At 75.4% G+C, this 25,556-nt stretch carries 23 protein-coding genes, 1 other RNA gene and 1 pseudogene; 19 read left to right on the top strand and 6 right to left on the bottom strand.

Annotation, left to right across the window (positions count from 1 at the left end):
- Positions 1-146: 146 nt before the first annotated feature.
- Genes M0638_RS13575 through M0638_RS13560 form a run of 4 tightly spaced genes read right to left on the bottom strand, consistent with a single transcriptional unit; the run spans position 147 to position 3,837 of the window.
- Positions 147-1,457, bottom strand: coding sequence for a hemolysin family protein (locus M0638_RS13575; protein ID WP_248667534.1), 1,311 nt, complete (start codon positions 1,455-1,457; stop codon positions 147-149).
- A 31-nt stretch (positions 1,458-1,488) separates the two neighbouring features.
- The gene (thiE, locus tag M0638_RS13570; protein WP_248667533.1) at positions 1,489-2,172 is read right to left on the bottom strand and encodes a thiamine phosphate synthase; all 684 of its coding nucleotides are present in this window, start codon (positions 2,170-2,172) and stop codon (positions 1,489-1,491) included.
- 32 nt (positions 2,173-2,204) lie between these two features.
- Positions 2,205-3,122, bottom strand: coding sequence for a class I fructose-bisphosphate aldolase (locus M0638_RS13565; RefSeq protein ID WP_248667532.1), 918 nt, complete (start codon positions 3,120-3,122; stop codon positions 2,205-2,207).
- Positions 3,123-3,150: 28 nt separating this feature from the next.
- Complete coding sequence (locus tag M0638_RS13560) at positions 3,151-3,837, bottom strand: hypothetical protein (protein ID WP_248667531.1); 687 nt, start codon at positions 3,835-3,837, stop codon at positions 3,151-3,153.
- 123 nt (positions 3,838-3,960) lie between these two features.
- Here M0638_RS13560 and M0638_RS13555 point away from each other — a divergent pair, with 123 nt between their 5' ends.
- The 5 genes from M0638_RS13555 (at position 3,961) to M0638_RS13535 (ending at position 6,488) form a co-directional block, all read left to right on the top strand.
- Positions 3,961-4,521 carry a hypothetical protein gene (locus M0638_RS13555; RefSeq protein ID WP_248667530.1) on the top strand — a complete coding sequence of 187 codons (561 nt, stop codon included), beginning with the start codon at positions 3,961-3,963 and terminating at the stop codon, positions 4,519-4,521.
- A 9-nt stretch (positions 4,522-4,530) separates the two neighbouring features.
- The gene (locus M0638_RS13550; RefSeq protein ID WP_248667529.1) at positions 4,531-4,863 is read left to right on the top strand and encodes a cell division protein ZapA; all 333 of its coding nucleotides are present in this window, start codon (positions 4,531-4,533) and stop codon (positions 4,861-4,863) included.
- Positions 4,864-4,872: 9 nt separating this feature from the next.
- Positions 4,873-5,027, top strand: a non-coding RNA gene (ssrS, locus tag M0638_RS13545) — 6S RNA.
- The gene (locus tag M0638_RS13540) at positions 5,014-5,670 is read left to right on the top strand and encodes a 5-formyltetrahydrofolate cyclo-ligase (protein WP_248667528.1); all 657 of its coding nucleotides are present in this window, start codon (positions 5,014-5,016) and stop codon (positions 5,668-5,670) included. The genes ssrS and M0638_RS13540 overlap by 14 nt, the downstream gene beginning before the upstream one ends.
- Positions 5,667-6,488, top strand: a complete 822-nt coding sequence (locus tag M0638_RS13535; protein ID WP_248667527.1) for a TIGR00282 family metallophosphoesterase — start codon at positions 5,667-5,669, stop codon at positions 6,486-6,488. The genes M0638_RS13540 and M0638_RS13535 overlap by 4 nt, the downstream gene beginning before the upstream one ends.
- 77 nt (positions 6,489-6,565) lie before the next feature.
- Here M0638_RS13535 and M0638_RS29100 read toward each other — a convergent pair whose 3' ends face one another.
- On the bottom strand, positions 6,566-7,852 hold the full coding sequence (locus M0638_RS29100) for a glycosyltransferase family 4 protein (RefSeq protein ID WP_248667526.1): 1,287 nt from the start codon (positions 7,850-7,852) through the stop codon (positions 6,566-6,568).
- A 794-nt stretch (positions 7,853-8,646) separates the two neighbouring features.
- Between M0638_RS29100 and M0638_RS13525 the strand changes: the two genes are divergently transcribed.
- The 14 genes and pseudogenes from M0638_RS13525 (at position 8,647) to folP (ending at position 24,171) form a co-directional block, all read left to right on the top strand.
- Entirely contained in the window at positions 8,647-9,399 is a 753-nt protein-coding gene (locus M0638_RS13525) for a YebC/PmpR family DNA-binding transcriptional regulator (protein ID WP_248667525.1), read from the top strand.
- 29 nt (positions 9,400-9,428) lie between these two features.
- Positions 9,429-9,983, top strand: coding sequence for a crossover junction endodeoxyribonuclease RuvC (ruvC, locus tag M0638_RS13520; protein WP_282572001.1), 555 nt, complete (start codon positions 9,429-9,431; stop codon positions 9,981-9,983).
- A 309-nt stretch (positions 9,984-10,292) separates the two neighbouring features.
- Complete coding sequence (gene ruvA, locus M0638_RS13515) at positions 10,293-10,910, top strand: Holliday junction branch migration protein RuvA (protein ID WP_248667524.1); 618 nt, start codon at positions 10,293-10,295, stop codon at positions 10,908-10,910.
- Positions 10,907-12,046, top strand: a complete 1,140-nt coding sequence (ruvB, locus tag M0638_RS13510) for a Holliday junction branch migration DNA helicase RuvB (RefSeq protein WP_248667523.1) — start codon at positions 10,907-10,909, stop codon at positions 12,044-12,046. Before ruvA ends, ruvB begins: the two co-directional genes overlap by 4 nt.
- Before the next feature lie 178 nt (positions 12,047-12,224).
- The gene (locus M0638_RS13505; RefSeq protein ID WP_248667522.1) at positions 12,225-12,671 is read left to right on the top strand and encodes a YbgC/FadM family acyl-CoA thioesterase; all 447 of its coding nucleotides are present in this window, start codon (positions 12,225-12,227) and stop codon (positions 12,669-12,671) included.
- Positions 12,672-12,879: 208 nt separating this feature from the next.
- Positions 12,880-13,617 (top strand): protein TolQ, encoded by a 738-nt coding sequence (gene tolQ, locus M0638_RS13500; RefSeq protein ID WP_248667521.1) that lies wholly within the window; start codon positions 12,880-12,882, stop codon positions 13,615-13,617.
- Between the two features lie 39 nt (positions 13,618-13,656).
- Positions 13,657-14,133: pseudogene (gene tolR, locus M0638_RS13495) on the top strand (protein TolR); the annotation flags it as partial.
- Positions 14,134-14,298: 165 nt separating this feature from the next.
- Positions 14,299-15,609: a hypothetical protein gene (locus M0638_RS13490; protein WP_248667609.1), complete on the top strand. Its 1,311-nt coding sequence runs from the start codon at positions 14,299-14,301 to the stop codon at positions 15,607-15,609.
- Positions 15,609-16,985 carry a Tol-Pal system beta propeller repeat protein TolB gene (tolB, locus tag M0638_RS13485; RefSeq protein ID WP_248667519.1) on the top strand — a complete coding sequence of 459 codons (1,377 nt, stop codon included), beginning with the start codon at positions 15,609-15,611 and terminating at the stop codon, positions 16,983-16,985. Before M0638_RS13490 ends, tolB begins: the two co-directional genes overlap by 1 nt.
- Before the next feature lie 411 nt (positions 16,986-17,396).
- Positions 17,397-17,903, top strand: a complete 507-nt coding sequence (gene pal / locus M0638_RS13480) for a peptidoglycan-associated lipoprotein Pal (RefSeq protein ID WP_248667518.1) — start codon at positions 17,397-17,399, stop codon at positions 17,901-17,903.
- 301 nt (positions 17,904-18,204) lie between these two features.
- A complete protein-coding gene (locus tag M0638_RS13475) occupies positions 18,205-19,167 on the top strand; it encodes a tol-pal system YbgF family protein (RefSeq protein WP_248667517.1) in 963 nt (320 codons plus the stop codon).
- 55 nt (positions 19,168-19,222) lie between these two features.
- Positions 19,223-20,464, top strand: coding sequence for a tRNA lysidine(34) synthetase TilS (gene tilS, locus M0638_RS13470; RefSeq protein WP_248667516.1), 1,242 nt, complete (start codon positions 19,223-19,225; stop codon positions 20,462-20,464).
- Between the two features lie 450 nt (positions 20,465-20,914).
- Positions 20,915-22,843 carry an ATP-dependent zinc metalloprotease FtsH gene (ftsH, locus tag M0638_RS13465; protein WP_248667515.1) on the top strand — a complete coding sequence of 643 codons (1,929 nt, stop codon included), beginning with the start codon at positions 20,915-20,917 and terminating at the stop codon, positions 22,841-22,843.
- A gap of 296 nt (positions 22,844-23,139) precedes the next feature.
- Positions 23,140-24,171 (top strand): dihydropteroate synthase, encoded by a 1,032-nt coding sequence (gene folP / locus M0638_RS13460; protein ID WP_248667514.1) that lies wholly within the window; start codon positions 23,140-23,142, stop codon positions 24,169-24,171.
- Between the two features lie 61 nt (positions 24,172-24,232).
- Here folP and M0638_RS13455 read toward each other — a convergent pair whose 3' ends face one another.
- Entirely contained in the window at positions 24,233-25,429 is a 1,197-nt protein-coding gene (locus tag M0638_RS13455) for an MFS transporter (protein WP_248667513.1), read from the bottom strand.
- Between the last annotated feature and the right edge of the window lie 127 nt (positions 25,430-25,556).

Genomic DNA, 25,556 nt, shown 5'->3' with positions numbered 1-25,556 from the left:
GAAGCCCCCCGGCTCCTCCCGTTCGATGTTCGATCAGGATGGTTGAACCCGCGAGGCCCAACGCCGGCGGAGGTCCAGGAAGCTGAGGTTCCTGGTGGGTGGGGTCCGGGGAGGGCAACGCCCTCCCCGCCCCGCCTGCCTGCCGGTCAGTCCCCCTCCGGCGCCGGCGCCTTGCGGGTGACGAGGAGCTGGTTCACCCGGAAGCCCTCCACGTCCACCACCTCGAAGGTGAAGCCCGCCGCCTCCACCCTGTCCGCCTTGCGCGGCACGCGGCGAAGGCGGTGCATCACGAAGCCGCCGGCCGTCTCGTAGGGGCCGGCATCCTCGGCGAGGTCGATGCCCAGCACCTGCGCCACCTCGCCCATCGGCGCGATGCCGTCCACCAGCCAGGAATTGGCGTCGCGCTGGAGGATGGCGGGCTCCTCGAACGGGTCGGCGAGGCCGCCCACCAGCACCGCCATCACGTCCTTGTAGGTGATGACGCCGACCACCACGGCGTACTCGCTGACCACCACGGCGAAGCCGGCCTTCTGCGCCTCGAACTGGGCCAGCACCTCCCACAGGTCGAGCGAATCCGGCACCACCGGCGCGTCGCGGCGCAGCTTCGCCGGGTCGATGGCGCCGGGGCCGTCGTTCAGCACGGCGGCCAGCACGTCCTCGGCGCGGGCGAGGCCGAGCACGTGGTCGAGCCCGCCGTCGCAGACCGGGTAGCGGGAATAGGGATGGCGGCGGACCTTGTCCTGCCAGACCTCGGGCGGCTCCTTGAGGTCTAGGTAGACCACCTCGTCGCGCGGCGTCATCGCGGAACTGGCGCGCCGCTCGCGCAGCGCCAGCACGTTCTCGATCAGCCGGTGCTCGCCCTCGTCCAGCGCGCCGGAGGAGAGGCTGGCGGCCAGGGTGGCGCGCAGTTCCTCGGCCGTCACCAGCTCGGCCGGCGAGGTGGTGGGCTGGCCGAGGGCGCGCATCAGCCCGTCCGCCATCCAGCCGAAGACGCGCACCAGCGGCCGCAGCAGCCGTACCGCCAGCGCCGGGAACCAGCTCACCGCCAGCACCACCCGCTCGGGCGACTGCAGGGCGATGCGCTTCGGCACGAGGTCGGCCAGCAGCACGAACAGCACGGTGACGAGCAGGAAGGAGAGGACGGAACCGGCGGTGCCGGCGGTGCGCTCGCCGAGGCCGATCGCCATCAGCGCGGCGGTGAGGGGCGGGGCGAGCATGCCCTCGCCCACCACGCCGCCGAGCACGCCGACGGCGTTGAGGCAGATCTGGATCGCCGTCACCACGTCGGCGGACTGCCGCCGCAGCGCGATGACGCGGCCGACCCGCCCGTCGCCCTGCTCGGCCAGCGCCCGCAGGCGCGGCTCGCGCGCCGCCGCGAAGGAGATCTCGGTGAGCGAGATGACCACGCTGGCCACCACCAGCAGGAAGGTCAGGAACAGTCCGAAGGCGATGTCCACGCTGTCACCCTTCGCCGCGATGGCGGCGGCGTCAGCCCGGCCGCGCCGCCGCGATCGCCGCGTTCATGGCGCGGACGCCGGCCGCCGGCCCGTCCGGGTGGTTCCATACCGCGCCCACCACGGCGAGGAAATCGGCGCCGGCCTGCACCAGCGGCGCGCAATTGGCGGCCGTGATGCCGCCGATCGCGACGCAGGGCAGCTCGAACAGCGCCGACCACCAGCGCAGCAGCTCGGGGTCGGCGCGGAAGGCCGCCTCCTTGGTGGCGGTGGGGAAGAAGGCGCCGAAGGCGACGTAGTCGGCGCCCAGCTCGCCGGCTTCCATGGCGAGGTGGCGGCTGTCGTGGCAGGTGATGCCGAGGGTGCGTTCCGGCCCGAGCAGCCGGCGCGCCGCGGCATGGTCGCCGTCGCCCTGGCCGAGATGCGCACCGTCGCAGCCCAGCTCGGCGGCGAGGTCGGCGCGGTCGTTGAGCAGGAAGGCGACGCCGCGCGACTGCGCGACCGGCAGCAGCGAATCGACGGCGCGCCGGATCGCGTCGTCCGGCGCGTCCTTCAGCCGCAATTGCAGCGCGGCGACGTCGCCCGCGTCCAGCGCCGACGCGAGCAGCGGCGCGAAGGCGGCTGGGTCGAGCGCCGGCGGGGTGACGAGGTAGAGGCGGCAGCCCCCCTCCTCCTCCCGCCCGGCCTCGGGGCGCGCGCCCCCGGAACGACCGGCCATGCGCGCGCCGCCCCTTCCCGGACCCTGCCGGCTCAGGCCTTGTAGACGCCGATGATGCTCTCGAGCAGCGCCAGCGCCTCGGCCTTGGGGCGCTGGAAGGTGTTGCGGCCGATGATCGAGCCGTTGCCGCCGCCCTCGTGGATGCCCTTGGCCATGTCGATCATGCTCTCGGTGGTGCCGGCCTCGCCGCCCGAGAAGACGACGAGGCGGCGGCCGCCGAAGCAGGCCTGCACCACGTGCTTGATGCGGCCCGACAGCGTGTCGATGCCCGGCACCGGGTACTTCTCGTAGGTCTTCTTCGCGGCGTCGAGCGAGATCGCGGCGGTCGGCGGCTTCACCTTGATGATGTGGGCGCCGAGCAGCGCCGCCATGTGCGCGGCGTAGGCGCAGATGTCGAGCGCGGTCTCGCCGGTCTTGTCCAGCATCGGGCCGCGCGGGTAGCTCCACACCACCACGGCGAGGCCGGCCGCCTTGGCCTCCTCGGCGAGGTCGCGCAGCTCCTCCATCAGCTCGAAGCCGTACTCGGAGGCCGGGTAGATGGTGAAGCCGATCGCCGAGCAGCCGAGCCGCAGCGCGTCCTGGACCGAGCCGGTGACGGCCTGGTCCTTGGTGGTGGCGAGGCTGTTCGAGCTGTTGACCTTGAGGATGGTCGGGATGGCGCCGGCGAAGGTCGCGGCGCCCGCCTCGATCATGCCGAGCGGCGCGGCGTAGGCGGAAAGCCCGGCCTCGATCGCCAGCTCGAAGTGGTAGCGCGGGTCATAGGCGGCGGGGTTCGGCGCGAAGGAGCGGGCCGGGCCGTGCTCGAAGCCCTGGTCCACGGGCAGGATCACCAGCCGGCCGGTGCCGCCGAGCTTGCCCTCCATCAGGATGCGGGCGAGATTCGCCTTGGTGCCGGGATTGTCGCTTTCGTACCAGGAGAGGATCTCCTTCACGCGCGGCGTCAACTGCATGGATCGGCACCTCTGATGTCGGTGGGCGTTACTGGTCCGACGTCTTAGCCGAGAGTGACGTTGCTGTCACTCTTCGCTGCTGCGAAGGATCGTTTCGGTTTCGCTGCGAAATGGCGCCGGGCCACGCGGCGTCCGCCCAGGCCGCGAGCCGAGCCTGCCCGCCCGGCCGCGCCAGGTCCAGCCCGCCGAGGTCGAGCGCCGGCGGCGGCGCCGTCCAGAGCACGGCCCCCGCCGCCCGCGCCGCCGCCGCCACCGCCGGGAATGCCGCGCAGGCCGGGTCCAGCACCAGCGCGTCGGCCCCGGCCGCCAGCGCCGCCAGCGCGTCGCCGGGGGCATCGCCGCAATCGAGCACCGGGCGCACCGTCACGCGGCCCGGGTCCGCCGAGGGCCAGAGGCAGGCATGCCGCTCCGCCGCTGCCGCCAGCGCCGCGAGGCGCAGGAACCAGCGGCCACCGGCGTAGCCGGCGGCACCCGGCGCGGAAAGCAGGACCAGCATCGCCGGCGGCGGCACGGCGTTCGCCCCGGCCCCCCCTGCGCCGGCCTCCCCTGCGCCGGCCTTCTCTCCGCCGGCCTCCCCGCCAGCCGGCGCCGCGCCGGTCCCTGCCCGGGCATGCATCCCCGCCGCCATGCCGGCCGCCGGCCGGCGCGCCAGCAGCGCCGCGAGCGCCGCGCGCGCCTGGCCGAGCCCGTGCACCCTGATGGCAGGCGTGCGCACCGTTGACCCTTCCACCCCTTGCGTGCAAAGGGTTCCAGCACGCCCGGGCAGGGTTACGCAATGCGCCTTGCAGCGCGCGCCGCTGCCCGGGCCGCCAGGCCGCGAAGGGTGTTCGACGGGACGATGAGTGAGAGCGGTACGGACCCCCTCAGCCTGGCGGCGGCGAGGCTGGAAGCGGCCGTGGAGCGCCTCGCCCGGCTGGCCTCGGACCGGCTGCGGGAGCTCTCGGAAGCGCGCCAGGATGCCGCCATGGGCGCGGTCTCCTCGCATGCCGCGATCACGGCCCTAGCCGAGCGGCTGGACGCCACCATCGGCAAGCTGCGCAACGTGCTGGGCGAGGCGGCGCTGACCGACGAGGCCGCCATGGCGCGGCCGGCCGGCGGCGCGCCGGACGACATGGCGTCCCCGGTGGCGCCCCCGGTGGCGGAGCCGGAAGGACCGGGCCCCGGCGAGGCGCCGCACGCCGCGCTGCCGCGCTTCGACACGGGCGATGAGCCGTCGCCGTCCGATCCGCCGCCAGCGGGACCAGGACCGGACGATGCGCCGCAGCAGCCCGGCAGCTGGCCGGTGCAGGGATACCCGCCCTACCGCTCGTCCGACGGCGGGCCGGACGGCGGCGCTTCCGGCGGCGGGGCGCCCGACACCGCCTATGGCGGCAGCGGCTTCCACGACGAGAGGCGATAGGGGGGCCGCATGGGTCAGGTCACGGTCCGCGTCAACGGCTACAGCCATCCGGTGAGCTGCGAGGACGGGCAGGAGCAGCACCTGCTCCAGCTCGCCGCCGAGGTCGAGATCAAGGTCGGCAAGGTCAAGGCGATGGGCGGGCAGTTCGGCGAGGCGCGGCTGCTGCTGCTCGCCGCCCTGCTGCTGGCCGACGACGTGCACGACCTGCGCGTGGACGTGGAGCGCGCCCGTGCCGGCCAGCCGCCGCTGCCGCGCCCGGCCGCCGATGCCGGCCTCGCCGACCGGCTGTCGCGAATCGCCGAACGCATCGAGGGCATTGCCCAGACGCTCGAGCATCCCTAGCTTTGCAGGGCGGAGCTGCCAGGTGCGTCAGGCATCGTATCCCCAGGGCCAATAAGCGTCCTCCGGGAGCTGGCGCTGCCCGGATCGTGGTCCGGGTATCCGGCGCCCACCTGCGTTAGCAGGCCTTGGGAGGATAGAACGCCAACGGCCATGGCGGCTCCGCACCCCTTTCCCGGCAGCGCCGCCGGCCCGCCGGCCGACGCGCCCAGTATCCCGGATCCCGGCATTCCGGATCCCGGCATTCCGGATCTCCACTCGCTGAAGGCCGGGGCGCGCCGCGCCGCGCTCGCCGCCCGTGCCGCCGCGGCGGACCCGGCGCACGGCGCGCGCCTCGCCGCCCACGTGCTGCGCGAGGCCCCGCCACCGGCCGGCGCCGTGATCGGCGGCTTCTGGCCGATGGGCGACGAGATCGACCCGCGGCCCCTGCTGGAGGTGCTGGCGGCGCGCGGCTACGCGATCGCCCTGCCGGTGACGCCGCCGCGCGGCCAGCCGCTCGGCTTCCGCCGCTGGCGCCCCGGCGAGGCGCTGGCGCGCGGCCCGCTCGGCACGCGCCAGCCGGCGGCGGGCGAGGCGATGCGGCCGGACTGGCTGCTGGTGCCGCTGCTGGCCTTCGACCGCGCGGGCCGGCGGCTCGGCTACGGCGGCGGCTACTACGACCGCACGCTGCCGCTGCTGCCCGGCGCCGTGCCGCTCGGCGTCGCGCATGCGGGGCAGGAGATGGCGGAGGTGCCGGCGGGGCCGGAGGATTTCCGCCTGCCGCGCATCGCCACCGAGCGTGGCATCGTGACCTGCGGGGAAATCGGGTGAAGCTGCTGTTCCTGGGCGACGTGGTGGGCCGTTCCGGCCGTGACGCGGTGATGGCGCGGCTGCCGGCGCTGCGCGCGGCGCTGGCGCCGGACCTCGTGGTGGTGAACGCCGAGAACGCCAGCCACGGCTTCGGCCTCGCGCCCGACATGGCGCGCGGCTTCCTGGCGGCGGGCGCCGACGCGCTGACGCTCGGCAACCATGCCTGGGACCGCCGGGAGATCATCCCCTACCTGGACCAGGAGCCGCGCCTGCTGCGGCCGATCAACTTCCCGCCCGGCACGCCGGGGCGCGGCGCCACGGTGCTCGACCTGCCGGGCGGCCGGCGCGCCCTGGTGGTCAACGCCATGGGGCGGCTGTTCATGGATCCGCTCGACGATCCGTTCCGCGCCGTCCAGGCCGAGCTGGCGCGCCACCGCATGGGCGCGGGCGGCACCATCCACGCCGCGCTGGTGGATTTCCATGCCGAGGCCAGCAGCGAGAAGATGGCCTTCGGCCACAGCTTCGACGGCAAGGTGAGCCTGGTGGTGGGCACCCATACCCACACCCCCTCGGCCGACCACCAGATCCTGCCCGACGGCACCGCCTACATGACCGATGCCGGCATGTGCGGCGACTACGACAGCGTGATCGGCATGCAGAAGGGCGGGGCCGCGCTGCGCTTCTGGCGCAAGATGCCGGGCGAGCGGCTCGCCCCCGCCGAGGGCGAGGCCACGGTGTGCGGCGTGCTGGTGGAGACGGACGACGCCACCGGCCTCGCCCGCCGCATCGAGCCGCTGCGGGTGGGCGGGCGGCTGTCCCAGGCGATGCCGGCGGCCTGACGGGCCGCCGTTGCGGGAGGGCGGCGGGGGCCGGCCTTTGGGGGCGGCCTTCGCGGTCGCCCGCGCCGGCCCCGCCCTCAGGCGGCCTGCCAGCCGGACGCCGCGGACCCCGCCGACGACACCTGCAGGGGCCGGCGCAGCGCCTCGACGTAGAAGTCGTCCCAGAAGCGGCTGGCCGCATCCGCGTCGAACAGGCGGGTGGAGGTCTCGCGCGCCGCGCGCCGCATGGCGTGCAGGCGTGGCTGGTCCTCCCAGAGCGGCAGCAGCCTGGCCAGCGAAGCCTCGGCCAGCCGCGTCACCTCGTCGCGGAACATGCGCTCGAAGGCGGCGGTGCCGCGCTCGCGCGAGGAGGAGTGGACCCATTCGTCGAGGTGGTCGAGCGGCAGGTCGAGCAGCAGGCCGTTCTCGCCGTCGGTGATGAATTCCGGCAGCGCGCCCTGCCGCGTCCCGAGCACGGGGGCGAAGTTCATCATCGCCTCGATCGCGCTGAAGCCGAAGGTGTCGCTGAAGGTCGGCAGCAGCGAGAAGTGCGAGCGCTGCAGCGCCTGCAGCACCGCCGCGTTGGGCAGCCCCTGGTGGAAGACGACGTTGGGCGCCTTCAGCAGTTCGAAGTAGGGCTTGTAGAAGTCCTGGTTCGTGGGGTCGGTCCAGCTGCAGGCGCCGACCTCGAGCTTCGAGATCACCGTCACCTCGATCGGCAGCCCGCGCTCCCGCGCCATCTCGGCGATCCGGACGGCGACGCAGCCGCCCTTGCGCGCGAAGTGGCTGCCGACGAAGAGCAGCCGCATCGTCTCCGGCTGCTCTCCTGGTCGCTCCCCTGGCTGCTCCCCGGCCAGCCGGTCCTCGATGGCCGGGACGGGCATGTTCGGATAGCGGACGATCAGCTTCGCGCGCAGCGCCTCCAGGCGCGGATCGTCGCGGTGCTGGTCGAGGAAGACCCGGCGTGCGCGTTCCGAGATCGCGACGATGGCGCGGCACTGCGGCGAGGCGAGGCGGTCCACCAGCCGGTTCCAGTAGCCGCTTCCCTCCATCCCGAAGGCGCGGGGCAGGTGGGATTCGAAGCCGAGGATGAAGGGCAGGCGGGTGAGGGGGATGCGGTTGAAGCCGTGCAGCAGGTCGAAGCGCCGCGGCGGCCACGGGTTCAGCATCGTCACGCCCTCGTAGCGAGTCGAGAGCTTGTTCACCGGCACGAACAGGCGGTTGTCGATCCGGTGCCGGGAGCGGCGCGGCCCGTTGAACTGCCAGGGGTAGCCGACCGGGGCCAGCACGGAGAGGACCGGCGACGCCGCGTCCCGCCCCGACCCCGGCGCGCCCATGCCGTTCGCGGCGCCGGCGGCCGGCGCGTGGCCCGAGGGATCAGCCACGGAAGCGTTCGCCGCCGGTACCGGTTCGCGTCCGGGACGGGTGGTGGCCTGGGCCAGCCGGCATCGGATCTTCTCCTGCGCGCAGGTTTCTGGACGTCGGGGCCATGCGGCAATGGCACCGGGGGCGAGGGGGGCGGACATCGACCCGGCTGTCGGTGGCCGGGGTCGCGGGCGGGAGCGGGGAGGGCAATCCGGGATCGAGCCCCTCTCTCGAATGCCCCGGGTCCGAGGGCGCGGCGCTGCCCCGGTCCGCGGATCGGCCGTGGCGGGTCGCGGCGGCGGTTCCGGCCGGGACCGCCGGAGCCCCGGCACCGGCGTGCCCGCGACGCGGACCCTTCTATCACGCAGTTGCGAGGAATGGCCATCACGCAACTGCGAAACGGAGCGGCGCCAGCCCGGCGTGGCAAACCGGGCCTCCCCTGCCGGACCGCGAGGCGTTCTCCGCCTCCGCTTCCGCCACGGCCCGGATCTCGGCCCCGGTCGCGGTGCCCGGCCGGGGGCGAATCCGCCGGTGGGCCGGGGGCGCCGGCCATGGAAGCGCGCCGCGCGGCCCGGCGGACCGGGCAGGGCCGCCAGGTCGCGTGGCGTGGCGGTGCCCGCCGGACCGGCCGGGGCCGCAGCCCCGGCGCGCCGTTCCCGTCCGGCCATGCAGACCGGGGAGCGGAGATCCGGTGGCGGGGAACGGGAGAAGGACGCCCCGGCATGGCCTTCCCGCGCCGGTTGGAGTTGAAGCGGCGTCGCCGCTGGGGCATGTCGCTGACCTGAAACACCCGCTTCCCGGAGCAGCAGACCCCATGGCTGGGCACTCGCACGCCAAGAACATCATGCACCGCAAGGGTGCGCAGAGCGTCAAGAAGGCGCGTGCCTTCGGCAAGCTGATCCGCGAGATCACGGTCTCGGCCAAGCTCGGCCTGCCGGACCCCGCCCACAACCCGCGCCTGCGCGCCGCCGTGAAGGCGGCCCTCGTCGCCAACATGCCGCGCGACACGGTGGACCGCGCCATCAAGCGCGCCGCCGCCGGCGCCGAGGGCGAGAATTACGAGGAGGTGCGCTACGAGGGCTACGGCCCCGCCGGCGTCGCCGTCATCGTCGAGAGCCTGACCGACAACCGCAACCGCACCGCCTCCGATCTGCGCTCGGCCTTCGCCAAGCACGGGGGGGCGCTGGGCGAGACCGGCTCGGTGGCGTTCCAGTTCGAGCGGCAGGGCGTGATCCGCTACCCCTTCGCCGTCGCCGGCGAGGACGCCATGCTGGAGGCCGCGATCGAGGCCGGCGCCGCCGACGTGGAGAGCGACGACGAGGACGGGCACGAGATCCGCACCGCCGTGGAGGACCTGTTCGCCGTGCGCGACGCGCTGGAGGAGAAATTCGGCGCGGCCGAGAGCGCGAGGCTCGAATGGCGCCCCAACGCCACCGTGGCGCTCGACGAGGAGCAGGCCAAGGGCGTGCTGAAGCTGCTCGACATCCTCGACGACCACGACGACGTGCAGAACGTCTACGCCAATTTCGAGGTCTCGGAGGCCGTGGCCGAGCGGCTCTCGGCCTGAGCCGCGTGCGCGCCGTCCCGCCCGGTGCCATGGCGCCTCCCGGCTCCCTGCCGGGCGTGGCGGCGCGGCCGGTGCGCATCCTCGGCCTCGATCCCGGCCTGCAGCACACGGGCTGGGGCGTGCTGGAGAGCGCCGGCAGCCGGCTGCGCCACCTCGCCGACGGGGTGGTCTCCACCGAGGCCGACCTGCCCCTCTCCACCCGGCTGACGCAGCTCCACCGGGCGCTGGCGACGCTGCTGGAGGCGTGGCGGCCGGACGAGGCGGCGGTGGAGCACACCTACGTCAACAAGAACCCGGCCGCCGCGCTCAAGCTCGGCCAGGCGCGCGGCGTGGTGATGCTCGCGCCCGCCCTGTTCGGCATCGAGGTCGCCGAGTACCAGGCGATGGAGGTCAAGCGCGCCGTGGTTGGCAACGGCCATGCCGAGAAGGTGCAGGTGGCGGCCATGGTGCGCCACCTGCTGCCGGGCGCCCGCCTCCTGCGTGCCGACGCGGCGGACGCGCTGGCGGTGGCGATCTGCCACGCCAACCACCGCTCGACCCGGATGGGCTGGGCGGCCGCCCGGCAGCGCGCCGCGGCGCGCTGAGGCCGCGGCGCCGCGGCGTGCGCCGCCCGGGGATCGGCGCCAGGGATCGGCGCGGCGGGGATCGGCGCGCCAGGGATCGGCGCGACAAAGAGGCACGCCGGCGGTCGATGCCGCGCCGCGCCGGGAAGGCCGGCGCCGGCCGCCCGGCGGTCGCGCCCTTCCGCCTCGCGGCGGCGGCCGCCGGCGGCGCTCGCGGGATCGACGGGTGGCGCGTCGGGAGAGACGTGCGCCGGGGAGCGGCGTATACAGGCAACCTGCGCCGGGCCGGGAATCCGGTCCTCACCGCGCGCCGGACACCAAGCGAGCTGCATGATCGGCAAACTGACGGGCCGCCTCGTCGAGCACGGGGATGGCTGCCTCCTCGACGTCAACGGCGTCGGCTACCTGCTCTCCTGCTCCCAGAAGACCCTCGACCGGCTCGCCGCCACGGAAGGCGTGGTCTCGGTGCTGGTGGAGACGCAGGTGCGGCAGGACGCCATCACCCTCTACGGCTTCGCCCAGCGCGCCGAGCGGGACTGCTTCCGCAGGCTCACCGCCATCCAGGGCGTCGGCCCCAAGGTGGCGCTCGACATCCTCTCCGCCCTGACCCCCGAGCAGCTCGCCGGCGCGGTGCGCGGCGGCGACAAGGCGGCGCTGCGCCAGGCCAACGGCGTCGGCGCCCGCCTCGCCGAGCGGCTGGTGACGGAGCTGCGCGAATGGGCCGGCGCCATGCCCGCCCTGGCCGCCACCGCCGTCTCCGGTGCCGCCGCCGCGGCCGCGCCGCCGCTGCCGGCCGGCGTCGAGGCGGACGCGGTCTCGGCCCTGCTCAACCTCGGCATGAAGCGGCCGGAGGCGGCGGGCGCCGTCTCGCGCGTCATGGCCCGCCTCGGCGCCGGGGCGCGGCTCGACGCGGTGATCCGCGACAGCCTGAAGGAGCTGGCCCGATGAGCGGCACCGGCAAGGCCAGGGGTGGGGGAAGGGGCCCCCGCGGCCGCCCGCAGGCCGCGCCGCCGGAGACGGCGTTCGAGCCCGAGGACCGCCTCACCGCCCCGGAGCGGCAGGAGGAGGACACGGGCGAGAACGCGCTGCGCCCACAGACCCTCGACGACTTCACCGGCCAGCGGTCGCTGCGCGAGAACCTCAAGGTGTTCGTCGCCGCCGCCCGCGGGCGCGACGAGGCGATGGACCACGTGCTGTTCCACGGCCCGCCGGGCCTCGGCAAGACCACGCTGGCGCAGATCGTGGCGCGCGAGTTGGGCGTCGGCTTCCGCGCCACCTCCGGCCCGGTGCTGCAACGCGCCGGCGACCTCGCCGCGATCCTGACCAACCTGCAGCCGCGCGACGTGCTGTTCGTGGACGAGATCCACCGCCTCCAGCCGGCGATCGAGGAAACCCTCTACCCGGCCATGGAGGACTTCCAGCTCGACCTCATCATCGGCGAGGGGCCGGCGGCGCGCACCGTGCGCATCGACCTGCCGCCCTTCACCCTGGTCGGCGCCACCACCCGCTCGGGCCTGCTGACGCAGCCGCTGCGCGACCGCTTCGGCATCCCGCTGCGGCTGGTGTTCTACACGCCCGACGAATTGTTGCAGATCGTCGCGCGCGGTGCCCGAAAGCTCGGCTTCTCGCTGACCGAGGACGGGGCGCGGGAGATCGCGACGCGCTCGCGCGGCACGCCGCGCATCGCCGGGCGGCTGCTGCGCCGGGTACGCGACTTCGCCGCCGTCGCCGGCCGCCCCGCCGACCGGGCGCTGGCCGACGACGCGCTGGCCCGGCTGGAGGTGGACCGGATGGGCCTCGACGCGATGGACCGCCGCTACCTCCGCCGCATCGCCGAGCACCACAACGGTGGCCCGGTCGGCATCGAGACCCTGGCGGCGGCGCTCTCCGAGAGCCGCGACACGCTGGAGGAGGTGATCGAGCCCTACCTGATCCAGGAGGGGTTGGTGCTGCGCACCCCGCGCGGCCGGGTGCTGGGCGAGCCGGGCTGGCGGCACCTCAACATGGCGCCGCCGGCCGCCGCCGGGCTCCAGCTCGACCTGCTGGCGCGCGGCGTGCTGCCGGTGGAGCGGGAGGAGTTCTGAGGCGGATCGCCGGCGGGCCGGGCAGCCCGCCGGCCGCGCGCCGCCGCGGCGCCCCGGCGGGGCGGGGGCCGGCCCCGGCCGGAACTCGCCTGTCCTGGCAAGCCTGTTTCATTTCCAGTTGCTTGCGCGAAGCCGTTTAGGTCTGGTGTGAAGCCGGCGCCCGCGCTACCACCGGGCCATGCAGGCGCACCGCTTCCCGCTCCGCGTCTATTTCGAGGACACCGATGCGGGCGGGGTGGTCTACCACGCCAACTACCTGCGCTTCGCCGAGCGGGCGCGGACGGAGTGCCTGCGGGCCCTCGGCCTGCCGCATCAGGCGATGATCGACCGTCACGCTTCGATACTCGTGGTGCAGCGTCTGGAAGTGGAGTATCTGCGCCCCGCCCGTCTGGACGACGCCCTGGTGGTGGAAACGACGCTGACCCGCGTCCGCGGCGCTTCCCTCAGCCTCAGGCAGGCGATACGGCGCGTCCCGGACGAGGGGGATGCGCCGGACTCGGCGGCCGGGCCGCCGGCGGCGGTGCTGCGGGTGGACCTGGCCTGCATCGGCCGCGACAGCCTGCGCCCGGTGCCGTTGCCCGAGCCCTGGCGCTCCGCGCTGCGGGCGCTGGTGGTGCCGGCGTGAGGCTGGCCGGGCTGCCCCGAGGAAACCGACCTGGGACAGCCTCCGGGGGTGCCGGAGGCGGCGCGGCCGGGGAAGGCCGCGGGAGACGCCCGGGGCCGTTCCGGGGGGATGACGGGACGGCCGCCCGACCGGGCGCGCGGGTTCCGGGGGATTGCCGAGCCCGGCCGGCCGCGACGCGGCGCCGGGTGGCTGAGGGGGAGTTGCTGGCTTGGACCGCACCGTGAACACGACCGACCTTGCCGCGCAGGCGGCCTCGGCGGCGCACGACCTGTCGCTGTGGGGCCTGTTCATGCAGGCCGACTGGATCGTGAAGCTCGTGATGCTGCTGCTGATCGCGGCCAGCATCTGGGTCTGGGCGATCGTCTTCGAGAAGTGGACCACGCTGCGCCGGATCAACCGCGCGGCGGACGCCTTCGAGGACCGGTTCTGGTCCGGCGGCAGCCTGGACGCGCTGCAGGACAGCGAGGGCGAGCGCCCGACCCACCCGATGGCCGCCGTGTTCGGCGCCGCCATGAAGGAGTGGCGCCGCTCCGCCAGCCGCGGCATCGGCTCGGACGTCTCGCTCGCCGGCGTGCAGGACCGCACCGAGCGCGCCATGAACGTGACGATCCAGCGCGAGATGGACGTGCTGGAGCGCTGGATGGTGTTCCTCGCCTCGGTCGGCTCGGTGGCGCCCTTCGTCGGCCTGTTCGGCACGGTGTGGGGCATCATGAACAGCTTCGCGGCGATCGCGGGCATGAACAACACCAACCTCGCCGTGGTGGCGCCGGGCATCGCCGAGGCGCTGTTCGCGACGGCCATGGGCCTCGTCGCCGCCATCCCGGCGGTGCTCGCCTACAACAAGATCTCCACCGACCTCGGCCGCTTCGCCGCGCGCATGGAGGGCTTCGCCTCGGAATTCGGGGCGATCCTCTCGCGCCAGGGCGAGGACCGGGCGGCGGCGTAGGGCAGGGCCAGGGAAAGAGGACAGAGGGGAAGCCGGGCCATGGCCGCTTCGCTGCAGGGGCGCACGCGCGGGAGCGGTCGCGGCCGCTACCGGCCGCTCGCCGAGATCAACGTCACGCCCATGGTGGACGTGATGCTGGTGCTGCTCATCATCTTCATGGTGGCGGCGCCGCTGATGACCTCGGGCGTGCCGGTCGACCTGCCGCGCACCTCGGCGCAGCCGCTCAACCAGGACAACGAGCCGATCACCGTCACGGTGAACCCCGAGGGCAACCTCTTCATCGGCGACACCGAGGTGCCGGAGGCCGAGCTGGTGCCGCGCCTGCAGGCCATCGCCGGGGCGCAGAACCAGTCCGCCGCCGCCGGCCAGGGGGCGCCCGCCGAGCAGCGGCGGATCTTCGTGCGCGGCGACCGCGCCATCTCCTACGGCCGCGTGATGGAGGTGATGGGCATGATCTCCTCGGCCGGCTTCAACCGCGTGGCGCTGCTGGCCGAGCAGCCGGCCGCCCGCCCCGGCGGCGCGCCCGCCGCCGGCCCGGCCCGCCCCGGCGCGCCCCCGGCCGGCACCCGGCCCGCCACCCCGGGCCCGGCGCCCCAAAGCGCTCCCCAGAACGCTCCCCAGAACCCTCCGGGCGGTCGTCCCGGCGCGGCGCCGCGCGGCTGAGGCGCGGAGGCGGCCACGGTGCAGCTCCAGCCCGTCCCCGGCATCGGCCCGTCCTGGCTGCGGCCGCCGCGCGACCTGCGCGGCTGGGGCTACGTCTCGGGCGGGCTGCACCTGCTGGCGCTGCTGCTGCTGCTGCTCAACCTGACGCCGCGCAAGGTGGAGGAGCCGGAGGAGCAGGGGATCAGCGTCGAGCTGGTCTCGCCCGAGCAGGCGCAGGAGGCGCGCGGCGAGCGCCCGGCGCCGACGCCGGAGCGCGCCGACACCTCGCGCCCCGCCGCCCCGACGCAGCAGGAGCAGCTGCCCCTGCCGCCCGCGCCGAGCCCGCCCCCCCCGCCGCCCCCGCCCGCGCACGCGGCGCCGCCCGCGCCGCCCACCCCCGCGCCGCCCGCGCCGACGCCGCCGGTGCCGAGCCCGCCGCTGCCGGTGCCGCCGGTGCAGCCGCCGCCGCCCGAGCCGGCGCCGCCCCAGCCTGCCCCGCCCCAGCCTGCCCCGCCCCAGCCTGCCCCGCCTCGGCCGACGCCGCCGCAGCCCGCCCCGCCGCGCCCCGCGCCGCCCCCGCCGGCCCCCACGCCGACGCCGGTGCCGCCGCGTCCGGTGGCGCCGCCCGCGCCCACGCCGCCGCGGCCGACCCCGGTGCCGCCGCGGCCGACGCCCGCGCCGCCGCAGCCCCATACGCCGCCGCAGCCGCAGGCGCGCCCGACGCCGCCGAGCCCGCCGCAGCCCCAGGCGCGCCACGCCCCGACGCCGCCCGCGGCGCAGCCGGCGACCCAGCCTCCCTCGGCGCGCCCGGCACCGAACCCGATCCCGCACCCGCCGCCGCCGGTGCAGAACCCGAACCCGGCGCAGACGCCGGGCACCGGGCAGACCCCCGCCGTGGCCCGGCCGCAGGAACGCTCCTCCTCCGTGCTCAACACGCTGGAGCGGCTGCGCCAGGCGCAGCAGGGCGAGGCGCCGCGCCGCGCCGGGGCGCCGGCCGGCGGCGCGCCGCAGGCCAGCGGCGGCACGCCCACCGGCACGGCGGCGCTGACCGCCGGCGAGATACGCGGCATCGCCGACCAGATCTCCGAGTGCTGGAGCATCGATTCCGGCGCGCTCGGCATCGACCAGGTGACGGTGGAGATGCGTGCCGACATCGACGCCAACGGCGTGGTGCGCGCGGTGCGCCCGGTGGGCGGCTACCCCAGCAGCCCGCTGGCGCGCGCCGTGTTCGACCGCGCCCGCGCCGCCCTGCTCTCGCCGCAATGCAATCCGCTGCGGGTGCCGCGCGAGAAGCTGGAGACGCTTCGCAACGCCACCTTCCGCTTCAGCCCGAGAGGTCTGATCCGATAATGCCAGCCCGATCCAACAACGAAAACCTCACCTCCCGCCGCGCGGCGCTGCTCGGCCTCGGCGCAGGGCTCGTCGTGCCCGGCATCCTGGCCCGCCCGCTCCCCGCCTTCGCGCAGGCCGCCGCCGGCTCCGGGCCGGTGATCGACATCAACCGCGCCCGCACCAACCCGATCCCGGTCGCCATCCCCGACTTCGCCGGCGGCGGCATGGGCGCGCAGATCGCCGAGGTGGTGACCAACAACCTGCGCAATTCCGGCCTGTTCCGCCCGGTGGACCGCGCCGCCTTCATCCAGACCGCCGAGGCCGCGGCGCAGACGCCGCGCTTCGAGGACTGGCGCCCGCTCGGCGCGCAGGGGCTGACCACCGGCCGCGTGGAGCAGTCCGGCGGCAACCTGCGCGTCGAGTTCCGGCTCTGGGACGTGCTCTCCGGCCAGCAGCTCCAGGGCACCGCCTTCACCGCCCCCGCCGCCAACTGGCGCCGCATCGGCCACCTGATCTCGGACGTGATCTACGAGCGCATGCTCGGCGAGAAGGGCTACTTCGACACGCGCGTCGTCTACGTCGCCGAGAGCGGCCCGCGCGACCGCCGCACCCGGCGGCTGGCCATCATGGACCAGGACGGCGCCAACAACCGCATGCTGACCGACGGCCGCAACGCCGCGCTGACGCCGCGCTTCCACCCGACGGCCAACCGCGTCGTGTTCATGAGCTACCAGCAGAACGCGCAGCCGCAGGTCTACATCCTCGACATCGACAGCGGCCGGCAGGAGGTGCTCGGCTCCTTCCCCGGCATGACGCTCTCGCCGCGCTTCTCGCCGGACGGCTCCTCGGTGGTGCTCTCCTCCACGCGCGGCGGCTCGGCCAACATCTACTCCGTCGGCATCGGCTCGCGCTCGATGCGCCAGCTCACCTCGGGCAGCTCGATCGACGTCTCGCCCTGCTACAGCCCGGACGGCTCGCAGATCGTGTTCAACTCGGACCGCTCCGGCGACCAGCAGCTCTACGTGATGAGCGCCTCGGGCGGCGCCGCCAACCGCATCTCCTTCGGCCGTGGCCGCTACGCGACGCCGGTCTGGTCGCCGCGCGGCGACCTGATCGCCTTCACCCGCATGTCCGGCTCCTCCTTCGCGATCGGCGTGATGCGTCCCGACGGCGGCGGCGAGCGCATCCTGACGGAAGGCTGGAGCATGGAGGGCCCGACCTTCGCGCCCAACGGCCGCGTGCTGATGTTCTTCCGCGAGAGCCAGGCGCGGGATTCGCGCGGCAGCGGCTACTCCTCGCGCATCTCCTCGATCGACATCGCCGGCTTCAACGAGCGGCCGGTGCCGACGCCGGGGGACGCCTCCGATCCCGCCTGGTCGCCGCTGCTGTCCTGAGGCGACGGGGAGGGGCGCCGTCCCTCGCGGATGCCCGCCCGCCGCGCGGTGCCGTGGCGGAACGAGGCTCGCCGGGCCCGCTTCCCGGTGCCGGACGGACCGGCGCGTCCCGGCGGCCGGGCCGGCCCGGTCCGTGCCGGGGCTTCGGGGGCCGCGCCCGCCGGCTGGTCGCCGGGACGGGATGAGTGGGGTCGGGGCGGAAGCCCCGATGCCCGGAAGGGAGGGACGTCGCCGCGTTGGCGCGTGCGTGCACGGCTCGGGCCACGGCCATCGCCGGACACGGATGCGCCGCATGGCGGTCTTGCATGCAACGCCTTCAACTTGACCCTGTCCGGGGGCGGCTGTAACGCGCCCGGCGCCATTCCTTGCGGACCGCCGACCGGCGCTCCCCCCACTCGGAAGGATCAGTAGATGTCCAGCAAGTTCCTGGTCGCGTCGCGCGCCGCCGTGATCGGTGCGGCCGCGCTGCTCGCCGCCTGCAGCAGCAACGACACCGACGGCAGCGCCGCCGCCACCGGTGCCGGCGCGGCGGGCGGTGCCGGCAGCGTCGCGGGGCCGCGGCCGGGCAGCCAGGAGGACCTCGTCGCCAATGTCGGCGACCGCGTCTTCTTCGACTTCGACAGTTCCTCGGTGCGCGGCGACCAGCGCCCGGTGCTGGAGCGGCAGGCCGGCTGGCTCGGCCGCTACCCGCAGGTGACGGTGACGGTCGAGGGCCATACCGACGAGCGCGGCACGCGCGAGTACAACCTCGCCCTCGGCCAGCGCCGCGCCAACGCCGCGCGCGACGTGCTGGTGGCCTCGGGCGCCGCCGGCTCGCGCATCAGCACCATCTCCTACGGCAAGGACCGCCCGGCGGCGCTGGGCTCCACCGAGGAGGACTACGCGCAGAACCGCCGCGCGGTGACGGTGGTCCGCTGATCCGCCGGGCGGGCGGCGGGAGTTCCGCCGGCCGCCACGTGGACGGCCTGCCGCGACGGCCGTGAGGGCCGCCCCGGCCCCGCCTTCCCGGCTGCCGCCGCCCTCCCGGCCGCGGCGGCCGGGCCGTGCCCCGCGGGACGGCCTCCCGCGCGGCACCGTTCCCCGGCGGGACCTGCCCCGGGGATACGCCGTGCGCCGGGACGCCTCGGCGGGGTGCCCGCCCCCCGGGTGCCCCCGTCGCGAATTCCCGCCGGTGCGCGCCCGCCGCCCCCGGCCCGACCGCCGGAGAACGACGCGCCCGATGCCGACCGACCGAACCCCGCCCCACGCGCCGACCCGCCCGCCGGCCGGCGCGCCCCGAGCCCCGGCGCAGCCGCCCGTGCGCCCGCCCGCCCGTTCCCTGGCCGTCGCCCTGGCCCTGGCCGCGTCGCTGGCCGTGGCGCCGGCGGCGCGGGCGCAGATGGAATCGCGCGAGGGCATCGCGCTGCAGAACCAGCTCCTGCAGCTCCGCCAGGAGATGGAGCAGCTCCGCCGCAGCGGCGGTGGCGGCGGCGCGCCGATGCCGGCGCCCGGCTACCGTCCCGCCCCCGGCGGCAATGCCGGCGAGATCGTCGGCCAGCTGCTGGAGCGGGTCGGGCAGTTGGAGGAGGAGGTGCGGCGCCTGCGCGGCCGCGCCGAGGAGGCCGAGTACCGCAACCGGCAATTGCAGCAGGCGGTCGAGAAGCTGCAGGGCGACATGGACTACCGCCTCGGCCAGATCGAGGGCCGGGGTGGCGATGCCCGCCCGGATGCTCGCCCGCCGGCCGCGCCGCCGCGCGAGGCCCCGCCCGCCGCGCCGCCCGCGGCCGCTGCTTCCCCCGGCACCTCTCTCGGCGCGCCCCCGCCCCGCACGCCCGAGCGCGCGATCGCCGATGGCCGCGCGGCGCTCGGACGCGGCGACTACACGGCGGCCGAGGCGGCGGCGCGCGAGGCGATGAGCCGCGGCCCGCGCAGCGCCGACGCGCAGCTGCTGCTCGCCGAGGCGCAGTTCGGCCAGCGCAACTACCAGGCGGCCGCCGTCTCCTTCGACGACGCCTATCGCCGCAACCGGCAGGGCTCGCGGGCGCCGGACGCGCTGCTCGGGCTGGCCAATTCCTTCATCGGCCTCGGCGCCCGGCGCGAGGCGTGCGACACGCTCGACCAGCTCCGGACCGAATTCCCGCGCCTCGGCGGGGCGCAGGCGCAGCAGGCCAATGCCGCCAGGCAGCGGGCGAGCTGCCGCTGACCCGACCGGCGCCGGCCCGTCCGACGGGCCAGTGGGCGGGCCGTTGGGCGGGCCGTTGGGCGCGGCCGAATTCGCCGCGCTGATGCGGGGCTGCGCGCCGACGCCCTGGCCGGACGCGACGGCGGCCTGGACGCCGCGCCTCGCCGCCGGGGTGTCGGGTGGGCCGGACAGCCTGGCCCTGGCGCTGCTGGCGCATGACTGGGTTCGGTCGCGCGGCGGGACGCTGCTGGCGCTGGTCGCGGACCACGGGCTGCGGCCGGAAAGCGCCGCCGAGGCGGCCGGCGTGGTCGCGGCCCTGGCCGGACGCGGCATCGCGTCGCGCCTGCTGCGCCTCGGCCTGCCGCCCGGCCCGGCATTGCAGGAGCGGGCGCGGGCGGCGCGGCACGCGGCGCTGCTCGAAGCCTGCCGGGAGGCGGGGATCCCCTGGCTGCTGCTGGGCCACCAGCGCGACGACCAGGCGGAGACGGTGCTGTTCCGGGCCCTGCGCGGCAGCGGCGGGACCGGCCTCGCCGGCATGGCGCCCTGGCGGTCGGCGGGGGCGGCGCTGGTGCTGCGGCCGCTGCTCGGCGTGCCTCGGACGCGGCTGGAAGCGACGGTCGCCGCCGCCGGGCTGCTGCCGGTGCGCGACCCTTCCAACGACGATCCGCGCTTCGCCCGCGCCCGGCTGCGTGCCGCCCTGGCCGGGGGCGGCGGCACGGCGCTGGCCGAGGCGGCGCTCGCCTTCGCCCGGCGGCGCGGGCGCACCGAGGCGGCGCTGGCCGAGCGGCTGGCGCTGGCCGCGGAGATCCGGCCGGAAGGCTTCTGCCGGCTCGATCCCGCGGCGCTCGGGACGGATCCGGTGGCGGTGGCGGCGCTGCGGGCGCTGCTGCGCACCGTGGCCGGCGCGGCGCACGCCCCGGCCGTGACGGCGGTGCGGGACCTGCTCGCGCGCGCGCGGATGGGGCAGGGCGGGACGCTCGGCGGCGCCCTGCTGCGCCCGGCCGGCGGCGTCTGGCTGCTGCTGCGCGAGGCGGCGGCGATCGGGCCCGACGTGCCGGCGGTGGCCGGCGCATGCTGGGACGGGCGCTTCCGCCAGTCCGGTCCGGGCGATCCGGCCTGCCGGCTGGCGCCGCTGGGGACGGCCCACCGGCGGCTCGGCCGCGTCGCCGGCGGCCTGCCGCCCGCCGTGCTGCGCACCCTGCCGGCGGTCTGGCGAGACGCGGCGCTGGTGGCGGTGCCGTTGCTGGACCATCCCACGGCGCGGCTCGGCGCGGCGTTCCGCCTGCGCTTCGCCCCCGCGGCGGGGCCCGCGGCCTAGAGCGGATCGCCGGAGGGCGGCTACGCCCGGAGGCGTGAATCCGCTCGGAAAACAATGGGATGGGGTGGCACGCAGTCCCAACCGGTCTGCGTGCCGCTCCAGAGCCGTTCCGGCCTGACCGTATCAAGCCGGAACGGCTCCAGCCTTCTGGTTCTTCGCATTTTCCGAATCGCCGGGTGAGTGCGCCCGGCCTGAAAACGCTCCGGAGCCGGTCCAGCCTGGCCGCATCGGGCCGGGACGGCACGGGCCGGCGCCGCTCCCGCCCGCCCGCCCGCCGCCCCGGGCCGGATCCGGCCGGGACGTTTTCCGCAGAGAATGCGCCCGGACCGCACCATCGGGCATTCAAGGAACGTGCGTCCCGCCCTATCTTGTTCCTGCCGGTCCGGGAGAGCCCGCGAGGGTGCTGGCGCCACGACCGACCGCCGGCCGGCAAGCAGACGGGATACCGACGTGAACAATTTCGGCCGCAATCTGGCGCTGTGGGTGATCGTGGCGCTGCTTCTGGTGGCGCTGTTCAACCTGTTCCAGCCGACCAATTCGCGCTCCAGCGCCCAGCAGGTCGCCTATTCCGATTTCCTCAACGAGGTCGGCGCCGGCCATGTGCGGGACGTGATCATCCAGGGCCGCACCGTGCAGGGGCAGCTCTCGGACGGGCGCACCTTCACCACCTACACCCCCGAGGACCCCGCCCTGGTCTCGACCCTGACCCAGAAGGGCGTCCGGGTGGTGGCCAAGCCCGAGGACAGCGACGTCAATCCGCTGTTCCACTACCTGCTCTCGTGGTTCCCGATGCTGCTGCTGATCGGCGTCTGGGTGTTCTTCATGCGCCAGATGCAGTCGGGCGGCGGCCGCGCCATGGGCTTCGGCAAGTCCCGCGCCCGGCTGCTGACCGAGAAGACCGGTCGCGTCACCTTCGAGGACGTCGCCGGCATCGACGAGGCCAAGGGGGAGCTGGAGGAGATCGTGGAATTCCTGCGCGACCCGCAGAAGTTCCAGCGCCTCGGCGGCAAGATCCCGAAGGGCGTGCTGCTGGTCGGCCCCCCCGGCACCGGCAAGACCCTGCTCGCCCGCGCCATCGCCGGCGAGGCCAACGTGCCCTTCTTCACCATCTCCGGCTCCGACTTCGTGGAGATGTTCGTGGGCGTCGGCGCCAGCCGCGTGCGCGACATGTTCGAACAGGGCAAGAAGAACGCTCCCTGCATCATCTTCATCGACGAGATCGACGCGGTGGGCCGCCACCGCGGCGCCGGCCTCGGCGGCGGCAACGACGAGCGCGAGCAGACCCTGAACCAGATGCTCGTCGAGATGGACGGCTTCGAGTCCAACGAGGGCGTCATCCTGATCGCCGCCACCAACCGCCCGGACGTGCTGGACCCCGCCCTGCTGCGCCCCGGCCGCTTCGACCGGCAGGTGGTGGTGCCGAACCCGGACGTGAACGGCCGCGAGAAGATCCTCCGGGTCCACATGCGCAAGGTGCCGCTGGCCTCGGACGTCGATCCGAAGGTGATCGCGCGCGGCACGCCGGGCTTCTCGGGCGCCGACCTCGCCAACCTCGTCAACGAGGGCGCGCTGCTGGCCGCCCGCGCCGGGCGGCGCACCGTCGGCATGCACGAGTTCGAGATGGCCAAGGACAAGGTGATGATGGGGGCCGAGCGCCGCTCCCTCGTCATGTCCGAGGACGAGAAGCGCATGACCGCCTATCACGAGGCCGGCCATGCCCTCTCCGCCATGCACCTGCCGGAGTGCGACCCGGTCCACAAGGCGACCATCATCCCGCGCGGCCGGGCGCTCGGACTCGTCATGTCGCTGCCCGAGGGCGACCGCTACAGCAAGCACAAGAGCAAGCTGCTCTCGGAGCTGGCCATGGCCATGGGCGGCCGCGTCGCCGAGGAGCTGATCTTCGGCCTCGACAAGGTCTCCAACGGCGCCTCGGGCGACATCAAGATGGCGACCGACCAGGCGCGGCGCATGGTCACCGAGTGGGGCATGTCCGAGAAGCTCGGCATGATCGCCTACGGCTCGAACGACCAGGAGGTGTTCCTGGGCCATTCGGTGACGCAGTCGAAGAACCTCTCGGAGGCGACGGCCCAGGCGATCGACGGCGAGATCCGCGCGATCATCGACGGCGCCTATGCCCGCTGCCGGCAGATCCTCTCCGAGAACATCGACGAGCTGCACCTGCTGGCCAAGGGCCTGCTGGAGTGGGAGACCCTCTCGGGCGACGAGATCCGGCACGTGATCCGCGGCGAGCCGGTGGTGCGCGACCGGCCGGACGAGCCGGTGCCGGCCGGGCGCGGCAGCGTGCCGACCTCGGGCCGGGCGCCGCGCCCGGGTCCCGGGCCCGGCGGGCTGAGCCCGGCCCCGGCGCCGGGGGCCTGACGGGGCTCCGCCCCAGGGGAGAGCCTGACGGGGCTTCGCCCCAGGGGAGAGCCTGACGGGGCTTCGCCCCGGGGCCCGCCAGGGAAGGCGCCGCTTTCCCTGGACCCATCCGCCGGGGCCGGACGGCCCCGGACCCCGTTCGTTTTGGGCCTCGCCGGTTGAACCGGCGAGGCCCAAATCGTAATGGGGGGTTCCAGGGGGGCTTCGCCCCCTGGTGGGATACCCAAGGGGCAACGCCCCTTGGCCGGGGGCGCAGGGGGCGAAGCCCCCGCGCCGCGCCGATCGCGGGAGGCAACATGCGCTGGGTCGAGCCCCTTGGTCTGATCGACGGCCCCGCCGCCTTCCACGCCGCGCGCACCGGCGCCGGCCTGCCGCTCGCCGGCGGCCCCGGCGCCTTCACCCTGGTCCGGCTGATCGAGAACGGCCATACGCTGGGCGTGCTGCCCGTCCAGTCGGTCCCGGCCGAGTGGGACGAGGCGTTGCACCGCCTCACCCGCTCCCTGCCGCCCTTCGCCGAGCTGCCGATGGACCGGCCGCAGGTGATGGGCATCGTCAACGTCACCCCGGACAGCTTCTCCGATGGCGGCCGCGACGCCGCCGCCGCGATCGAGGCCGGCCACGCCATGCTGGAGGCCGGCGCCGACCTGCTCGACGTCGGCGGCGAATCCACCCGCCCCGGCGCCGCCCCGGTGACGCCGGAGGAGGAGGCCGCCCGCATCGTGCCGGTGGTGCGCGAGCTGGCCCGGGCCACCACCGTCAGCATCGACACGCGCAACGCCCTGGTGATGCGCGCGGCGCTGGAGGCGGGCGCCGAGATCGTCAACGACATCTCGGCCCTGCGTCACGACCCGGAGGCGGTGCGCCTGGTCGCGCAGTCGCGCGCCCCGGTCATCCTGATGCACATGCTGGGCGATGATCCGCGCACCATGCAGCGCGACCCGCACTACGACGACGTGGTGCTGGAGGTGGCCCGCTTCCTGCGCGACCGCGTCGCCACCTGCGAGGCGCTGGGCATCCCGCGCGGGCGCATCATGGTCGATCCGGGGATCGGCTTCGGCAAGACGCTGGCGCACAACCTGGAGCTGATCGAGCGGCTGCCGATCCTGCACGGCATCGGCTGCCGGGTGCTGATGGGGGTCTCGCGCAAGGGGTTCCTGGGGCGGCTCACGGGCGAGACGGTGCCGGCGCGGCGCGTGGCGGCGAGCGTCGCGGCGGCGCTGGCGGCGGCGGCGCGGGGGGCGGCGATCCTGCGCGTGCACGACGTGGCGGAGACGGTGCAGGCGCTGACCGTGTGGCGTTCCTGCATGCGCGGCGAGGCGCCGGGGTGAGGGCGGGAGCCGCGGGGCGAAGGCAGCCGCGGCGCCGCCCTGCCTTCAGGCCCCCTCCTTATCAGGCCAGCGCCACCCGAGGCGGCCGCGCCACGAAATTCGCCACCGCCGCCATCAGCCCCACCATCACCATGACCGGCCAGAACAGCGCGTAGCTGCCGGTCGCGTTCACCAGCACCGCCGCCGAGCCGGCGCCGAGGAAGCCGCCGATCTGGTGGCTCATGAAGCACACGCCGAACAGCGCGCCGATGTCGGCGACGCCGAAGCGGCGCGCGATCGCGGCGTTGGTCAGCGGCACGGTGCCGAGCCAGGTGGCGCCCATCACGGCGGCGAAGACCAGCGTGCCGGCGCTGCTCGGCGGCGCCAGGGCGAACAGGGCGACGGCGGTGGTGCGGATCAGGTAGAGCAGGCCGAGCACCAGCTCCGGCCGCACCCGGCCGGCGAGCCAGCCGCAGAACCAGCTGCCGGGGATGTTGAACAGCCCGACCAGCATCAGCGCCGTGGCGCCGAGCCCGGCCGGCAGGCCGCAGAGCGCGAGATGCGCCGGCAGGTGCGTGACCAGGAAGGCGAGCTGGAAGCCGCAGGCGAAGAAGCCGAGCGTCAGCAGCGCGAAGTCGCGGTCGGCGAGCGCGTTGCGGGCCAGGGCGGGCAGGCCGGCGAGGCCGACGGGGCGCGGGCCCCCCGGCGGGCGCGGCGCCGGCCGCCATTCGAGGCAGCGCCCGACCGGCAGCACGAGCAGGGAGGCCAGCGCCAGCATGCCGATGGCGCCCACCGCGCCCCAGCCCAGGATCGCCGCCTGTACCGCCGGCACCATCAGCGCCTGCCCGACCGAGCCGCCGGCGCTGGCCAGGCCCAGCATCTCGCCCCGCTTCTCCGGCGGCGCGGCGCGGGCCACGGCGGAATTCGCCGTGCCGCTGCCGGCGCAGGCGACGCCGAGGCCGGTGAGCAGGCCGATGCCGACGACGGCGCTCGCCTCGCCCGGCCAGAGCGCCATCATGCCGAGCCCGGCAACGTAGAGAAACCCGCCGCAGGCGATGACGCGGCCGGCGCCGAAGCGGTCCGCCATGGCGCCGCTGACCGGCTGCGCGAAGCCCCAGACGAGGTTGTGCAGCGCCACCGCCGCGCCGAACACGGCGGGCGCGATGGCCGCCTCCTGCGCCAGCGGCAGCAGGAACAGGCCGAAGGTCTGGCGTATCCCGAAGCTGAGGCTGACGGCGGCCGAGGCGGCGAGGATCACCGTGAGGAGCGCGGCTGGCATGCCGATAGCAGAGCCCGCGCCATGCCGGGCGACAAACGCCCGCTCCGCATGGCCGGGCATGCGCCTGGCGCGGGGCTGTCCTACGGACGACGCGCGCTCATCGCCAGGAGTGCAATCCGGCGCCACC

The organism is Roseomonas acroporae, assembly GCF_023223525.1.
GTDB lineage: Bacteria > Pseudomonadota > Alphaproteobacteria > Acetobacterales > Acetobacteraceae > Roseomonas_E > Roseomonas_E acroporae.
This window is presented reverse-complemented; position numbering and strand designations above follow the sequence as displayed.

Excerpts from the sequence above, each read along its gene's own strand:
- thiE (WP_248667533.1), bottom strand. The coding sequence starts at position 2,172 with ATGGCCGGTCGTTCCGGGGGCGCGCGCCCCGAGGCCGGGCGGGAGGAG.
- M0638_RS13565 (WP_248667532.1), bottom strand. The coding sequence starts at position 3,122 with ATGCAGTTGACGCCGCGCGTGAAGGAGATCCTCTCCTGGTACGAAAGC.
- M0638_RS13555 (WP_248667530.1), top strand. The coding sequence starts at position 3,961 with ATGAGTGAGAGCGGTACGGACCCCCTCAGCCTGGCGGCGGCGAGGCTG.
- M0638_RS13550 (WP_248667529.1), top strand. The coding sequence starts at position 4,531 with ATGGGTCAGGTCACGGTCCGCGTCAACGGCTACAGCCATCCGGTGAGC.
- M0638_RS13540 (WP_248667528.1), top strand. The coding sequence starts at position 5,014 with ATGGCGGCTCCGCACCCCTTTCCCGGCAGCGCCGCCGGCCCGCCGGCC.
- M0638_RS13525 (WP_248667525.1), top strand. The coding sequence starts at position 8,647 with ATGGCTGGGCACTCGCACGCCAAGAACATCATGCACCGCAAGGGTGCG.
- ruvC (WP_282572001.1), top strand. The coding sequence starts at position 9,429 with ATGGCGCCTCCCGGCTCCCTGCCGGGCGTGGCGGCGCGGCCGGTGCGC.
- ruvA (WP_248667524.1), top strand. The coding sequence starts at position 10,293 with ATGATCGGCAAACTGACGGGCCGCCTCGTCGAGCACGGGGATGGCTGC.
- ruvB (WP_248667523.1), top strand. The coding sequence starts at position 10,907 with ATGAGCGGCACCGGCAAGGCCAGGGGTGGGGGAAGGGGCCCCCGCGGC.
- M0638_RS13505 (WP_248667522.1), top strand. The coding sequence starts at position 12,225 with ATGCAGGCGCACCGCTTCCCGCTCCGCGTCTATTTCGAGGACACCGAT.
- tolB (WP_248667519.1), top strand. The coding sequence starts at position 15,609 with ATGCCAGCCCGATCCAACAACGAAAACCTCACCTCCCGCCGCGCGGCG.
- pal (WP_248667518.1), top strand. The coding sequence starts at position 17,397 with ATGTCCAGCAAGTTCCTGGTCGCGTCGCGCGCCGCCGTGATCGGTGCG.
- M0638_RS13475 (WP_248667517.1), top strand. The coding sequence starts at position 18,205 with ATGCCGACCGACCGAACCCCGCCCCACGCGCCGACCCGCCCGCCGGCC.
- folP (WP_248667514.1), top strand. The coding sequence starts at position 23,140 with ATGCGCTGGGTCGAGCCCCTTGGTCTGATCGACGGCCCCGCCGCCTTC.
- M0638_RS13455 (WP_248667513.1), bottom strand. The coding sequence starts at position 25,429 with ATGCCAGCCGCGCTCCTCACGGTGATCCTCGCCGCCTCGGCCGCCGTC.